Genomic DNA, 13198 nt, shown 5'->3' with positions numbered 1-13198 from the left:
GCACCCGTGACGCAAGCCCGGACTACATCGAAAAGGTCAGGCGACGTCGCTCAGAACCCGTGCAAGCTCGAACAGGCGGCGGCGCTGTGCTTCGGGGATCGCGTAGTATGTACGGACCAACTCCATTGCCTCTTTGTCGCTGAGCATATCGGCGGGAACAGCCCCGGTCGCCGCAGCCTGGCTGACATCTTCCTTCAGACCTTCGAAGAAAAAGGCAGCAGGAACGCCCATCGCTTCTCCGATATCCCACAGACGGGACGCGCTGACGCGGTTTGCACCGGTCTCGTACTTCTGAATCTGCTGAAATTTGATGCCAACCATGTCAGCCAGCTTTTGCTGGGTCATCCCGATCAGCCACCTGCGCTGCCGGATACGCTTGCCGACATGTACGTCAACCAAATGTGCCATAATGTTCCCAACCCTGTGATGTCGCTATGGGCGCGCTTTGCGCCCATCAGAATGGCGCATGTTGTTCTCTCGCGCCGTGTTCAGTGGCAGTATACTACGTATCACGCACGCAATTTTCAATGAAAGATACCCGCTTGACGGGAATTTCGTGCGCAGCTTTCAGCCATAAGGCGTGTCGCCATAAGTGAAATGCTGACCAAGGAGTGCATGCGCATCGAGGGATGCCAAACGGTGCCAACGTCAAAATGAAAATCAAATTCTCTTTACTTTTCAAAACACTAAACCAAAATACTTGCAGTTTCCGTCGATCCGCCAGCGCGGTAACGCGTGATGATTGCTAAAGTAACCACAATTTTATCTAGGTCAGCAGGAACGACAGACATGCGCTTCGATGGGCCGAATTCCGCCCAATCGCCCCCCGATACGCCCCGATGTCAGCGGTTCGCGACCGCGCGCAGGGTCGTGGCATCTGGTGCCGCAAAAGCGCGACGCAGGAAACCGACAAGCGCGTCATGCACCTCGTTCACAGCCCCACCTGCACCATACAGATTGATGCTGTGCATCGGCAGGTCAGGCAACGCCCCCCCGTGTTCGATCCGATCCAGATGCGGCGGCTCAGTCCCTTCGATCATGGTATGCACGGCAAGATCCGCGCTGACCGTGGCCTCGATCGTGCGGTCACTTTCAGTTTCGACAACCACGTCCCAGGGGATATCTGCGGCGTCCAATCCTTCAACAACCCGCGGGCGGAACGTGCATTGCCGCCCAAACGCCAATTTCAACGGCCGTTGCCGCCACGCGGACCCCCCCGGGGCCCCGACCCAGCACAATGGCTTTGTGCACAGCTGTTCCCCTCCGGCATCCATACCCGTTTCCGTCGTCAGGATGATGTCACAGGCACCCTTGGCGAACTCGGCTTTCAAACGTCGTGTGTAAGAGCTGTCCAATTGCACCTTCACACGCGGGAAAGCCGCATGGAACTGCTTCAACACGCGGGGAATGGCCGGGTAGACGATGTCGTGCGGCACACCCAGTGTGATCTCACCTTCATAGGCCTGATCGGTCAGACGGGTGATCACCTCGTCGTTCAACGCCACCATGCGGCGGGCAAAGACCAGCAACTGCTCGCCCGAGGCGGTCAACGCGATCGTCCGACCGGATCGGTCGAACAGGTCAAGGCCCAACAATTCCTCCAACCGCTTCAATTGCATCGAAACCGCCGATTGGGTCAGATGCAAAAACCCCGCAGCACGGGTTACACCGCCGCTTTCGGCAACGGCAACAAACGACCGAAGCGTCGTGATGTCCAAGTTTCTCACATCACACTCCTTGATACTTTATATCAAAAACATTCGCTTTAAGAATGTGCCATATTCCCCCATATACATCAAGACACTTGATTTGACCCCGGTCATTCATCACGGAATTAGAAAGGACAGCCCGATGGCATTTACCGACATCACCACCCGTCACACCAATATGAAGCCTGCGGCACGTCGCCTTCCGACGCTAAGCATGATCCTTGATGTTTGGAAATCCCGCCGCGCCCTTGCCCGCCTGGATGCACAACGCCTGGACGATATCGGCATCAATTCAGAGCGCGCTACACGCGAAAGCGCAAAGCCGATCTGGGACGTTCCTGCCACATGGCGTGACTGATAACCCGGCGCAGTCCATGCGCGGTGTGCGGCATTTATGACAAAATTGGTCGGAATGTCGCATCCAACCGGCAGGAAAGCCCTTAAAAACCCTTGAATGAAAGGGAAACTGACCCGATATTTAGCACAACGCGGGCGTAAATCCGCGACCGGCGGATCAGCCGCCGGAATTGGTATCAATTTGGAGGTCAGTCATGGCTGAGTTGAATACGATCCGGTCCGCGGCCGGTACACGCGCCGCCCAGATCGATGCGGGCCTGCGCGCGCATATGAACAAAGTGTATGGGACCATGTCGGTCGGCATGCTCATCACCGCATTGGCGGCATGGGCCATTGCTGGCCTCGCTGTCACATCCGACCCGACAGGTGCAACCGTTGCCCTGCGAGAAGGCCAGTACCTGACGGGCCTCGGCACGGTGCTGTACACCACGCCGCTGCGCTGGGTCGTCATGTTTGCACCACTCGCCTTCCTGCTGTTCGGCTGGGGCGCGCTGATGCGTCGTGGCTCTGCAGCCGCCGTGCAGCTTGGCTTCTTTATCTTCGCCGCCGTCATGGGCGTGTCGATGAGCTCGATCTTCCTGGTCTTCACGCCGTTCTCGATCACCCAGACCTTCCTGGTCACCGCGATCGCTTTTGCCGGTCTGAGCCTCTATGGCTACACCACCAAGAAAGACCTGAGCGGCATGGGCACCTTCCTGATGATGGGTGTGATCGGCCTGATCGTGGCGATGATCATCAACCTGTTCCTGCAATCGGGCGTGATGATGATGGCAATCTCAGCCATCGGCGTTCTGATCTTTGCCGGTCTGACAGCGTTCTATACCCAGGACATCAAGAACACCTATGTGGCACATGCCGCACATGGTGATCAGGATTGGCTGGACAAAGCCGCCATTGATGGCGCGCTCAGCCTCTATATCTCGTTCTTGAACATGTTCCAGTTCCTGCTCATGTTCATGGGGCAGCAGGAATAACCTGCATAGACAGACAGACGAAAAGGCCGGTCCAAGCGACCGGCCTTTTTTATTTCAAAGGGGGGATACATGACAGTGATCAAGCGCGGCACAGCCCGCACGGACCGTGGCAAAACCGACGATCCGCTGGGCCCTTACACCGCCGAGTTGATCAGCGATACGGGCGGCCTTACACAGTTCGGGGCGTTCATCGAAACGCTGCCACCGGGCTCGTCCTCGTCCTACAACCATTGGCACGCGACCGAGGACGAGATGATCCTCATGTTATCAGGCACCGTCACGTTGATCGAGGACGACACCGAAACCACGCTCACGGAAGGGGACGCCGCGACATGGGCCGCAGGCACGCCCGTGGGCCACAACCTGCGCAACGACAGTCGCGCCGACGCGCGCTATGTCGTGATTGGCACGCGCGCGCCACAGGACCGTGTCACATATCCCACGCTGGACCGTGTCCTGATCAATGACCGGACAAGTAACAGCCGCCGCTACGAAACGCTCGATGGCAAGCCAAGCACCAAACCAGGCTAGGCGGTTACAAATCGCGCAGCATTCGCACAGACGGAAACACGATCCCGCTCTGCAACTGCACGTCGATGGGCCCAGCTTCCACGAACCCAACGGCTGCATAGAACGGCACCGCCGTCCGCGTGGCCCAGCATTCCATCCGTTTGACCCCGGCGGTGCGGGCCACATCAAAGCAACGTGACATCAGCCGCCGCCCCACCCCACGGCGCAGCGCCCGATCATCGGTCACAACGTGGCGGATATGGCCCAGGCGCCGATCACGTTTGTCGCGCGTCCATCCACCGGCCCCAAGGACCGCTCCGTTCTCCTCGACCACGTAATACGTGCCGCACACCAATAGCTCTGGCCGCGCGCGGCTGATGATGGGCAAGGCTGTCACAAGCACAGAGGGCGGATAGTCCGCCTTGAGCAGCTTTGGATAGGTCCGCGCCAACAGCGCATCGACAGCAGCCATGTCTGCCCTGGTCGTGGGTCGGATAATCAAGTGAGCCTCCAGAAAAGAAAAAGGCCGCGTCCTTGCGGCGCGGCCTTGGAAATCACGAAGAATGGGCGATCTTACTTGATCTTGCCTTCCTTGTATTCCACGTGCTTGCGCGCCACGGGATCGTACTTCCGTACGACCATTTTCTCGGTCATGGTGCGCGCGTTTTTCTTGGTCACATAGAAGTGGCCGGTGCCTGCGGTCGAGTTCAGGCGGATCTTGATCGTGGTTGGCTTGGCCATCTGGTGTCTCCTGCATCGCCAAATAAGCCAAGTCGGCCCGCTGGCGGGAAATTCGTCTAGAGGTGGGCTTTTACCCGCGTGCCCCCCCGAGTCAACCCCGCGCAGGCCGGGAACGTAGGGCGAAGTCCGATTTTTCCGTATCCCCCCATCTCACCGGCAATATCCCGGTTGATTCCACTCCGAAAACCCGCCCGCGCATTCACTTTAATGTGCCGATCGTTCCAACTGCTGGACAGGCGGGCTGCTGCATGCCCATCTCGGGACCATGCTTGACCCACTCAGCGATATCCTGACCCGACTCACGCTCAAGGGCACCTTGTACTTTCGGACGTCCTTCACCCCACCCTGGGGTGTGGCCGTGCCCACGCACGAGAAAGTCGCGCGCTTTCACTTCGCCCACCGCGGGGACTGTCGAGTGCGCATCAAACCGTCTGGCACGACCGTCTCGCTGGCCCAAGGCGACCTGATCATTATCCCGCACGGGGCCGCCCACGATCTTTTCAGCGGGCGGCATGACAAGGATACCGTTCTGCCACTGGAAACGGTGCTGGAAAGCTCGGGCTACAGTGGTGAAGGTGTCCTGGTCTATGGCGGCGTCGAGGATGACAGGGACACACAACTCATCTGCGGCCACTTTTCATTGGCGGATCATGCAACGCATATGTTGCTGAACCAATTGCCGGACTACATCCTGATCCCCAATTACGGGGAAAGCGCCGGACGCTGGATGGAAACTTCGCTGCGGCTGATCGCCGACGAAACCGGGCAGGACAAGCTGGGCAGCGACCTAATCGCCCAGAAAATCTCCGAAGTGATCTTTGCCCAAGCCCTGCGTACCTTCATCGAAACAGATGCGGCCACGCAAACGGGCCTCGCCGGTTTTGCCGATCCGCATATCTCGCGGGCACTCATGGCGTTTCACAAACAACCCGCCGAAGGGTGGAGCGTCGAAAGCCTCGCCCGCGCTGCCGGACAGTCGCGCACCGGGTTCGCGGTGCACTTCGCGCAAAAGATGGGCGTGACGCCGCTGCAATACCTGACGGACTGGCGGATGCAGATCGCGCAGCAAGACCTGATCACCCAAAACAAACCCGTCGCCGAGATTGCGCGGGATGTCGGGTACGCTTCGGATTCCGCATTCGCACGTGTCTTCAAACGCGAAGTTGGACAAAGCCCAGCCGCATTTCGGAACGAACACATCGAAAAAGCGCGCCAGATCGCCAGCTAGTCCAGAAATCCGAACGATCGGTCAAGAAAGCTGAACGTTCAAAAATGGAATTCAGGGGCAGAAACGCACATTTTTCTTTCATCACAGCGGCACAGATCGCCGCATCGATTTCGAAAGGAAAACTTATGTCACTGCGCTTTGTCAGCAAGGAAATCCACGCCTATCTCGACTACCCCGTCGCCGTTGGCCTGATGGCGATGCCCGGCCTCTTGGGTCTGGGGCAATCGCACCCCATGGCCTTCTGGCTCTCGGTTGTTACCGGTGTTGCGGCCTTTGTTCTGACGGTACTGACCGATCATCATCTCGGCCTGATCCGGGTCCTGCCCTACAAACTGCACCTCGCTGTCGACGGTGTTGTTGGTGGCGCATTCCTCGTCGCACCGTTCCTCTTCGGGTTCTCCGGTCTCGACGCCGCTTACTACTGGGTCCTGGGCGCAACCGTGGCTGTGGTGGTGTCTCTGCACAATGCTGATACCGCCGAGCCAGGCCTGCTCTAAGGCCTCACCCCAAAAACCTTCTCTCCCTCTCAGAAACCTCCTCTTTGGCATGGCAGCTGCTGCGCCAAACCAACCGGGCTATGCCCAACACCCCTCGAAACGAAAGGAAAACCCATGTTTCGTACTCTCACACTTGCCACCATCATCGCAGGCGCCGCAGCGCTGTCCTTCACCTCGCAAGCCATGGCCGCAGATGAATACAATGTCTCGACCGGTATCACGGCTGCCGGTGCTCCCCTTGGCCTGCACGGTGTTGATCCCGTAGCCTTCATCGCATCGGGTGATCCGGTCGAAGGTGTTGCCGCACACACGGTCGTCCATGACGGCGTTGCCTACCGCTTTGCATCCGAAGCCAACCTGAAGACATTCAAGGCCGCACCGGCAGAGTACCTGCCGCAAAACGGGGGCTTCTGCACCTTCGGCGTGTCCGTGGGCAAAAAGTTCGACGGCGATCCCGACTATGCCGCCGTGATCGACAACAAGCTCTACGTTTTCCTGAACGCCGACATCTTCGAAGCATTCAACAAGGACCGCGCCGGAACGATCTCCAAGGCGGCAACGCAGTGGACGGACATCCGCAGCACGCCGGTCGAAGAACTCTGACAGAGCGTTCAATTCCAGTCGGGCCCGGTCGTGTTCGGATTGGATTGAATACCGAGGGCAAGTGCGCAGGCGCTTGCCCTTTCTTCGTGGCAGATGACCGTGCGCGGAGGGGCTGTAAGCCGGATTCTGTCTAGGCAGGTTGCCCTGCCCGAGATGACCATTCATCTTGGGATGCTGTTGCCAACATCCCTCTAGCTGCCAACCCGGACCTGCTGGGGCAGAAGCGGCCCCGCTGGTTGCCCAGCGCGCGGTCCCTATTTGGCATTGCTCCCGGTGGGGCTTGCCGTGCCCGGTCTGTTGCCAGCCCGGCGGTGGGCTCTTACCCCACCGTTTCACCCTTGCTGCGGCATGCCGCAGCGGTTTGTTTTCTGTGGCGCTGTCCGTCGGGTTGCCCCGCCCGGGTGTTACCCGGCACCGTTGCCTCTGGGAGTCCGGACTTTCCTCGACATCTCTGCCGCGGCCATCCGCCCCTCCGCGCCGGTTGCCCTTACGTGCGGGAGCGGGGGCGCGTCAATGGGGTCCTTGGCCCATGTTGTCGGTGTGGGAGCCTCCGGCGGTGGTATTTTCAGTCAGAAGAAACATGGAGCTCAAGTCCACATAGCCCTGTGTCCGATCGGAGTGAAGTCTTCCGGCTCGATTGGGCCAGCCTTGAAGGGCCTGAAGCGCAAGCGCACAGCCGCCAGCAGTGTTTCGGGATCGGTATCAGCGGTGTAACCGGCCAATCTGGCCAGCTTTGCAAAACTCTCAAGGTCTGGATCGCCAGGGCCACGATCATATCCCCGCCGTGCGGCAAGCCCCTGTCTCTCAAGACGCGCCCAATCGAACCACGGGCCGGGGTCGAACTTGCGGCCCGGCGCCATATCCGAATGACCAATGACATTGGCGCATGGGATATCCCAACCTTGCAAGATCATGCGCAACAGCACCTCAAGGCTTTGCATCAGCGGTTCGGCAAATGGCCCCCGCCCGTCATTGTCCAGCTCAATGCCAATAGAGCGCGAGTTCATGTCAGAGAGGCCCTGCCACTCCCCTTCCCCCGCATGCCACGCGCGCAACCCTTCCGGCACCAGCTGAGTGACGCGCCCAGACCTGCAGATCACGTAATGCGCCGACACCTCAGCTTCGGGGTCGCACAGGCGTTCAATTGCAGTCTCCGCCGTTTCCATCGCCGTATAGTGCAACACGACAAAGCGCGGCGTCAGACCGTCACGCCGCGGGCCGCAATTCGGCGAAGACTGCCAGTGGCGGATCAGTTGCCAGCCGCCCGGCGGAACGGCGCCGGGTCCCAACCGCAGGCGTAGCCATCCCCATCGGGATCAATGCCGCGACGGTCACGCTCGGGTCCACCACGGGCCAGAAAGTCAATCTGCGCCTCGTCGGCAGAGCTGTATTCCGCACAATTGCGCTGGAACTTCGCGGCCGAGCCGACGCTGAACCGGCGATGCAAACGGGTGCCTTTGGGGTGCCGGGTCTGCAACGCATATTGCACCACGTTGGGCTGCGCGCTGCTCGCACGTGACGGCAACGCGGTCGGTTGCACCACCTGGTACTGCTGGCGGTTCGCCTCCAGACGCGCAGCATCGCTTTCGATACTTTCGCGCGATGCCACGGCATCAAAACTGTTCTCGTCCGAGATTCCGGGATTGTTCAGGATCACGGGTGCCGCATTCGACGGGCTGGCATTGAGTACCGCCTGTCCAGAGTTGCCACGTGCCGCTGCCGCATCATTCTGGGCCGCGATCTGCGCCAATTCCGCATCCAGGCTTGCCGGGTTTGACACCGCACGTGGCGTTGTGCGCCCTTGCGCGGTGGCTGTTGCAGGCGCAGGGCGTGTAGCCGCCGCAGACGGCGTACCAGATGCTGGCGGCAGCGATTGAGCGCCCACTGCCGGGGCCGCGGGCACCGCTGCCGACGCCAATTGCGCATCACGTGCCTCGCGCGCCGCCAAGGTGTTGGGATTGTCGAAACCAACGCCGCGGCCCGGGTTAACAACGCCGCCCCCGCTGTCGGGGACAACAGGCTGACAGGCCGATACAGCGACTGCGGCGCCGAGGATCAGGAAACTGCGAAATAGTATCATCTGCTCTACACTTCTTTGCTACAGTCGAAGTGGACTACCACCATTTCTGCGGTTTTGCCACAAACCCGGCCCGGGCCTCCAGCGCATAAGCGGTGTTCAGCAAATCACCCTCTTCCCATGGGCGGCCAATCAGCTGCAGGCCCAGGGGCAGCCCTTGGGCATCTGTCCCTGCGGGGACAGCGATGCCCGGCAGGCCCGCCATGTTGACGGTGACAGTGAAAACATCGTTCAGATACATCTGCACAGGATCATCCGACGCCTCGCCCAAACCAAAGGCCGCCGACGGCGTCGCAGGGGTCAGGATCGCGTCGATCCCTTGGGCGAACACATCCTCGAAATCCTTCTTGATCAGCGTCCGCACCTTGCGCGCGCGGTTGTAGTAGGCGTCATAGAAACCTGCCGACAGCACGTAAGTGCCTATCATCACACGGCGTTTCACCTCGTCACCAAACCCTTCCGCACGGGTCTTCTCATACATCTCGGTGATGCCATCGCCCTGGTCCAGCTTGGCACGATGCCCATAGCGCACCCCGTCATAACGGGCGAGGTTCGAGGACGCCTCGGCCGGTGCAATCACATAGTAGGCAGGCAGCGCATATTTGGTGTGGGGCAGCGAGATATCAATAATCTCCGCCCCCGCATCGGCCAGCATCTCGCGACCCTGCGTCCACAGCGTCTCGATCTCTTCCGGCATCCCGTCCATGCGGTATTCCGCCGGTATGCCAATCTTCTTGCCCTTGATGTCGCCGGTCAGCATCGCTTCGAAATTCGGCACCGGCAGATCTGCGCTGGTCGAATCCTTTGGGTCATGGCTGCACATGGTCTCCAGCATGATGGCTGCATCACGCACCGACTTGGTCATCGGCCCCGCCTGATCGAGGGACGAGGCAAAGGCCACCACCCCCCAGCGTGAACACCGCCCATAGGTCGGTTTGATGCCCGTGATGCCAGTAAAGGCAGCAGGCTGGCGGATGGATCCGCCCGTGTCCGTACCGGTTGCAGCAAGGCACAGGTCGGCTGCCACGGCGCTGGCCGACCCACCCGACGACCCACCGGGGGTCAAGGCCGCATCGTCATTTCCACGACGCCAAGGGTTCACCGCGTTGCCATACACGCTCGTTTCATTGGACGACCCCATGGCAAACTCGTCCATGTTCAGCTTGCCCAGCATCACCGCACCCGCATCCAACAGGTTGCCGCTTACAGTGCTTTCGTACTCAGGCAGGAACCCTTCCAGAATGCGCGACCCGGCCTGGCTCGGCACACCTTTGGTGCAGAACAAGTCCTTGATGCCAATGGGCAACCCGCACATATCCGGCGCATCGCCCGCCTTGATCCGCACGTCCGCTGCCTTGGCCTGATCACGCGCAATCTCGGGCGTATTGTGGACAAAGGCGTTCAGCGCACCCGCGCCGTCGATCTCGGTCAGGCATGCCTCGGTCAACTCGACAGACGTTACATCGCCGTTGCGCAGCGCGTCACGGGCTTCGGCCAGCCCCAGCTTGTTCAACTCAGCCATTATTCAACCACCTTCGGCACGGCAAAGAACCCTTCGCGGGCATCAGGCGCGTTGGCCAGCACCTTGTTCTGCTGCCCGCCATCCGTCACTTCATCCACACGGCGCTTCAGGCGCTGCGGGGTCACGGATGTCATGGGCTCCACGCCCTCCACATCGACCTCGCTCAGCTGCTCGATAAAGCCAAGGATGGTGTTGAATTCGGACGCCAGCGCCGGAAGCTGGTCTTCCTCGACCTTGATCCGGGCCAGTTTCGCCACACGGGCGGCGGTGCTTTGATCGATGGACATGAAACCCCTCGTGTTCTCGTCAGTTCGGGCAATAGCGAAGGGATGGACCACCTTCAAGCCTTGGCCCTTGCCCCACCGGACCAATCACCTCAGATTTGAACAGGAAGGAGACCCCATGAAGCTCAAACTACACCATGTGAACCTTGTGACAGACGATGTGGCGCGGATGGACGCGTTCTATCGCGACACCCTCGGGCTGGACCGGGAAACCGACGGCCTGCCCACGCTGGAAAAGAAAAAGGGATATGCAGGCGACGTTGCCTTTGTCACCGACGGGGCCATCCAGACTCATCTTGCGCAAAAGGACCCGCTGGCGGGGTTCCGGTCAGGACAGATGGTGAACCCGGTCAGCCACGGGCACATCGCCTTCCGTACCGACGATCTGGCCGCCTTCAAGGCACATCTGAAGACGCAGGGCATTCCCTATGCCGATTGGGGCAATCAAGCCGTGGAAGGCTGGGACCAGATCTTTTTCTATGACCCCGACGGCAACGTCATCGAAGTGCATCAGGTGTCCGACACGACTTGATTGCGTCCAGCTATGGACGACACGTAGCGGCGATACACTTCGATCATCCAGCCCAGCATGATCCCGTTCAGGATGTGCCACAGGAAATGAGTGCCCATCGGGATCTGTGCGCATAGCATTCCATCCACAGACCGTGCGGTCAGGGACAGAAACAGGATCACAGCCCCGATGACAAAGCCCCGCGCCAAGACCGGAGCACGCCGCCACAACAATACGGCGTAGATCAGGATCAGCACCGGAACAGGGATGTATCCCGCCGACACGCCCAGCACAGGCAACCCTTGGAACACCGGCACGGTCAGCGCGGCATAGGGGATGAACGCCGCCGTGGCCGCTCCGGCCACCCAAGGCCGCATCCCCCAGACATCCCGGTTCACGGCAAACAGATAGACCAGAATGAACACACCGATCGGCGCCACATCTGCAATCGCCGCCCAGACCTGCGCATGGGTGTGAAACAGGTAACTGCCGATCCCGATCAGGCCCAGAACAACCGACAACGCCCGGGCCATCGGCAAAGCCGCACTGCGCCGCCACATCCAAAGCGCCGCAATGACAAAGGCGGCGTTGGTCACGGCATTCACTGGTTCAGCCCAATACCCCGGACCCAACCGCTCGCAATACCCGTCGATCTCACGCAACAGTTCCATGACCCGTCACCTACGATGCCCCGCCAGCAGGTCAAGAGACAAAGCAGGAGAGCACGGCAATTGGTTATGTCTCATAATCAATGCCCGCGTTCTTCAAACGGCGTGGCCATTCAAGGCACCGTGCGTTGCGTTAACCCTACCCCTACCGCACGTTGGGGGTGCACAGGGGGTGTACGGATGCTGCACGCAGGGTGACACCCTGCCATACGCCCTTAACCTCCATGAATACCGGGTAAATCCCGAACGAATCGGCCCCATCTTCCCTGTTTCAAAAAAATCCCCGCCGGAGGCTCCCGCACTCTCAATTCGGCGCTAAACTCGCCCCAAAGGGAGGACACGTTATGAACATCATCTGGCTCGGCCACGGCAGCTTCCGGATCGAGATTGGGGATCAGATCCTGCTGATCGACCCATGGTTCAACGGTAACCCCATGCTGACCGAAGACCAACATGAGGCTGCCATCGACGGCGCAACCCATATCCTCGTGACACATGGCCATTTCGATCATACGGCAGATATCGTCGGGATCAGTCAGAAGACGGGCGCGCCGGTGTCAGCGGTCTACGAGTTGGGCAAGCTGCTCTTTGCCCAGGGTGCGATCGAAGGGCACGCCTTTGGCCGTGGCGGAACAATCAGTATCGGAGATGTCACGGCAACCCTCGTTCCGGCATCGCACTCCTCCTCCATCGGCATGGACGACACCATGCGGTATGCGGGCCAGGAATGCGGGTTCATCCTGCGCGGTGAAGGCAAGACCATCTACGTGTCGGGTGACACCGACATCCACGCCGACATGAGCTGGATCGGGGACTACCACAAACCCGATATCGGCATCCTGTCTGCGGGCGGATACTTCACCATGGACATGGCCGGGGCCGCCTATGCCGCGCGCAAATACTTCCACTTCGACACTGTAATTCCCTGTCACTACAAGACGTTCCCACTCCTTGAACAATCCGCAGAGGTACTGCGCAACGGCCTGCCGGGTGTGAAGGTAATCGAACCCGAGGTGATGCAGCCCATCACACTCTGAGCCGGAAAACACCTAGCGGCGCATTGCAAAGAAGTCCTTCAGCAAGGCTTCGGCCTCCGGCGCTCCGATGCCGTCATAGACCTCGGGTGCATGGTGCGCCTGCGGATGTGAGAACACCCGCGCACCATGGGCGACCCCACCCGACTTGGGATCAGAAGCCGCATAATACACACGCCCGATCCGCGCCGCAGCAATGGCCGCCGCACACATCGCACAGGGCTCAAGCGTGACATACAGGTCATAGCCAACCAGACGCTCTGACCCTGCTTCAGCGCAGGCCGCGCGGATGGCCAGTATCTCAGCATGCGCAGTTGGGTCCGACATTTCACGCGTCCGGTTCCCAGCCCGCGCCAAGACCTGTCCCCGCGGGGACACCACGACTGCACCCACAGGCACCTCGCCCCGCGCACCTGCCGCGCGCGCTTCCTCCAGCGCCTGATCCATGAATGACCGAAACTCCATGCCTTCCCCTGCCACGCC

Annotated in this window: 18 protein-coding genes and 1 other RNA gene; 8 read left to right on the top strand and 11 right to left on the bottom strand. The window is 60.2% G+C overall.

What is annotated here, in order from left to right:
• Positions 1-36 precede the first annotated feature (36 nt).
• Positions 37-408, bottom strand: a complete 372-nt coding sequence (locus AC53L6_RS14650; RefSeq protein ID WP_299202464.1) for a helix-turn-helix domain-containing protein — start codon at positions 406-408, stop codon at positions 37-39.
• Between the two features lie 434 nt (positions 409-842).
• A complete protein-coding gene (locus AC53L6_RS14645) occupies positions 843-1727 on the bottom strand; it encodes a LysR family transcriptional regulator (RefSeq protein ID WP_299202461.1) in 885 nt (294 codons plus the stop codon).
• A 124-nt stretch (positions 1728-1851) separates the two neighbouring features.
• Between AC53L6_RS14645 and AC53L6_RS14640 the strand changes: the two genes are divergently transcribed.
• The 3 genes from AC53L6_RS14640 (at position 1852) to AC53L6_RS14630 (ending at position 3571) form a co-directional block, all read left to right on the top strand.
• Entirely contained in the window at positions 1852-2067 is a 216-nt protein-coding gene (locus AC53L6_RS14640) for a DUF1127 domain-containing protein (RefSeq protein ID WP_299202458.1), read from the top strand.
• Positions 2068-2260: 193 nt separating this feature from the next.
• Entirely contained in the window at positions 2261-3040 is a 780-nt protein-coding gene (locus AC53L6_RS14635; protein ID WP_299598772.1) for a Bax inhibitor-1/YccA family protein, read from the top strand.
• Positions 3041-3109: 69 nt separating this feature from the next.
• Entirely contained in the window at positions 3110-3571 is a 462-nt protein-coding gene (locus tag AC53L6_RS14630; protein WP_496908370.1) for a cupin domain-containing protein, read from the top strand.
• 4 nt (positions 3572-3575) lie between these two features.
• Here the strand turns inward: AC53L6_RS14630 and AC53L6_RS14625 are convergent, their stop codons facing one another.
• Together AC53L6_RS14625 and rpmG are read right to left on the bottom strand one after the other, a co-directional pair.
• Entirely contained in the window at positions 3576-4022 is a 447-nt protein-coding gene (locus AC53L6_RS14625; RefSeq protein WP_496908369.1) for a GNAT family N-acetyltransferase, read from the bottom strand.
• 101 nt (positions 4023-4123) lie between these two features.
• Positions 4124-4291, bottom strand: a complete 168-nt coding sequence (rpmG, locus tag AC53L6_RS14620; RefSeq protein ID WP_039682682.1) for a 50S ribosomal protein L33 — start codon at positions 4289-4291, stop codon at positions 4124-4126.
• Between the two features lie 265 nt (positions 4292-4556).
• On the opposite strand from rpmG, the gene AC53L6_RS14615 reads away from it, so the two are divergent.
• From AC53L6_RS14615 to AC53L6_RS14605, 3 genes are all read left to right on the top strand, one after another.
• A complete protein-coding gene (locus tag AC53L6_RS14615; protein WP_496908368.1) occupies positions 4557-5519 on the top strand; it encodes an AraC family transcriptional regulator in 963 nt (320 codons plus the stop codon).
• A gap of 125 nt (positions 5520-5644) precedes the next feature.
• Positions 5645-6016: an SPW repeat domain-containing protein gene (locus AC53L6_RS14610; RefSeq protein WP_496908367.1), complete on the top strand. Its 372-nt coding sequence runs from the start codon at positions 5645-5647 to the stop codon at positions 6014-6016.
• A gap of 114 nt (positions 6017-6130) precedes the next feature.
• Positions 6131-6619 carry a YHS domain-containing (seleno)protein gene (locus tag AC53L6_RS14605; protein ID WP_299202440.1) on the top strand — a complete coding sequence of 163 codons (489 nt, stop codon included), beginning with the start codon at positions 6131-6133 and terminating at the stop codon, positions 6617-6619.
• 99 nt (positions 6620-6718) lie between these two features.
• On the opposite strand, the gene rnpB is transcribed toward AC53L6_RS14605, so the two are convergent.
• From rnpB to gatC, 5 genes are all read right to left on the bottom strand, one after another.
• An RNA gene (rnpB, locus tag AC53L6_RS14600) (RNase P RNA component class A) lies at positions 6719-7095 on the bottom strand.
• 111 nt (positions 7096-7206) lie between these two features.
• A complete protein-coding gene (locus tag AC53L6_RS14595; RefSeq protein WP_496908366.1) occupies positions 7207-7908 on the bottom strand; it encodes an N-acetylmuramoyl-L-alanine amidase in 702 nt (233 codons plus the stop codon).
• Positions 7869-8699, bottom strand: coding sequence for a hypothetical protein (locus tag AC53L6_RS14590; protein ID WP_496908365.1), 831 nt, complete (start codon positions 8697-8699; stop codon positions 7869-7871). Before AC53L6_RS14590 ends, AC53L6_RS14595 begins: the two co-directional genes overlap by 40 nt.
• A 34-nt stretch (positions 8700-8733) precedes the next feature.
• Positions 8734-10218: an Asp-tRNA(Asn)/Glu-tRNA(Gln) amidotransferase subunit GatA gene (gatA, locus tag AC53L6_RS14585; RefSeq protein WP_496908364.1), complete on the bottom strand. Its 1485-nt coding sequence runs from the start codon at positions 10216-10218 to the stop codon at positions 8734-8736.
• On the bottom strand, positions 10218-10505 hold the full coding sequence (gatC, locus tag AC53L6_RS14580) for an Asp-tRNA(Asn)/Glu-tRNA(Gln) amidotransferase subunit GatC (protein WP_472728581.1): 288 nt from the start codon (positions 10503-10505) through the stop codon (positions 10218-10220). Before gatC ends, gatA begins: the two co-directional genes overlap by 1 nt.
• A 115-nt stretch (positions 10506-10620) precedes the next feature.
• Here gatC and AC53L6_RS14575 point away from each other — a divergent pair, with 115 nt between their 5' ends.
• A complete protein-coding gene (locus AC53L6_RS14575) occupies positions 10621-11034 on the top strand; it encodes a VOC family protein (RefSeq protein ID WP_496908363.1) in 414 nt (137 codons plus the stop codon).
• Here AC53L6_RS14575 and AC53L6_RS14570 read toward each other — a convergent pair.
• Positions 11013-11684, bottom strand: coding sequence for a ceramidase domain-containing protein (locus AC53L6_RS14570; protein WP_496908362.1), 672 nt, complete (start codon positions 11682-11684; stop codon positions 11013-11015). The genes AC53L6_RS14575 and AC53L6_RS14570 overlap by 22 nt on opposite strands.
• A 341-nt stretch (positions 11685-12025) precedes the next feature.
• On the opposite strand from AC53L6_RS14570, the gene AC53L6_RS14565 reads away from it, so the two are divergent.
• Entirely contained in the window at positions 12026-12718 is a 693-nt protein-coding gene (locus tag AC53L6_RS14565) for a metal-dependent hydrolase (protein ID WP_496908361.1), read from the top strand.
• A gap of 12 nt (positions 12719-12730) precedes the next feature.
• On the opposite strand, the gene AC53L6_RS14560 is transcribed toward AC53L6_RS14565, so the two are convergent.
• Positions 12731-13180: a nucleoside deaminase gene (locus AC53L6_RS14560; protein WP_299598808.1), complete on the bottom strand. Its 450-nt coding sequence runs from the start codon at positions 13178-13180 to the stop codon at positions 12731-12733.
• Positions 13181-13198: the final 18 nt, after the last annotated feature.

This window comes from Tateyamaria sp. LSS28, assembly GCF_059611725.1.
The sequence above is the reverse complement of the archived record's forward strand: the minus strand, read 5'-3'. Positions and strand labels throughout refer to the sequence as shown.

Bases quoted from the DNA above. Each gene is read 5' to 3' on its own strand.
- AC53L6_RS14650 (WP_299202464.1), bottom strand. From the start codon at position 408: ATGGCACATTTGGTTGACGTACATGTCGGCAAGCGTATCCGGCAGCGC.
- AC53L6_RS14640 (WP_299202458.1), top strand. From the start codon at position 1,852: ATGGCATTTACCGACATCACCACCCGTCACACCAATATGAAGCCTGCG.
- AC53L6_RS14635 (WP_299598772.1), top strand. From the start codon at position 2,261: ATGGCTGAGTTGAATACGATCCGGTCCGCGGCCGGTACACGCGCCGCC.
- AC53L6_RS14630 (WP_496908370.1), top strand. From the start codon at position 3,110: ATGACAGTGATCAAGCGCGGCACAGCCCGCACGGACCGTGGCAAAACC.
- AC53L6_RS14625 (WP_496908369.1), bottom strand. From the start codon at position 4,022: ATGGCTGCTGTCGATGCGCTGTTGGCGCGGACCTATCCAAAGCTGCTC.
- rpmG (WP_039682682.1), bottom strand. From the start codon at position 4,291: ATGGCCAAGCCAACCACGATCAAGATCCGCCTGAACTCGACCGCAGGC.
- AC53L6_RS14615 (WP_496908368.1), top strand. From the start codon at position 4,557: ATGCTTGACCCACTCAGCGATATCCTGACCCGACTCACGCTCAAGGGC.
- AC53L6_RS14610 (WP_496908367.1), top strand. From the start codon at position 5,645: ATGTCACTGCGCTTTGTCAGCAAGGAAATCCACGCCTATCTCGACTAC.
- AC53L6_RS14605 (WP_299202440.1), top strand. From the start codon at position 6,131: ATGTTTCGTACTCTCACACTTGCCACCATCATCGCAGGCGCCGCAGCG.
- AC53L6_RS14590 (WP_496908365.1), bottom strand. From the start codon at position 8,699: ATGATACTATTTCGCAGTTTCCTGATCCTCGGCGCCGCAGTCGCTGTA.
- gatA (WP_496908364.1), bottom strand. From the start codon at position 10,218: ATGGCTGAGTTGAACAAGCTGGGGCTGGCCGAAGCCCGTGACGCGCTG.
- gatC (WP_472728581.1), bottom strand. From the start codon at position 10,505: ATGTCCATCGATCAAAGCACCGCCGCCCGTGTGGCGAAACTGGCCCGG.
- AC53L6_RS14575 (WP_496908363.1), top strand. From the start codon at position 10,621: ATGAAGCTCAAACTACACCATGTGAACCTTGTGACAGACGATGTGGCG.
- AC53L6_RS14570 (WP_496908362.1), bottom strand. From the start codon at position 11,684: ATGGAACTGTTGCGTGAGATCGACGGGTATTGCGAGCGGTTGGGTCCG.
- AC53L6_RS14565 (WP_496908361.1), top strand. From the start codon at position 12,026: ATGAACATCATCTGGCTCGGCCACGGCAGCTTCCGGATCGAGATTGGG.
- AC53L6_RS14560 (WP_299598808.1), bottom strand. From the start codon at position 13,180: ATGGAGTTTCGGTCATTCATGGATCAGGCGCTGGAGGAAGCGCGCGCG.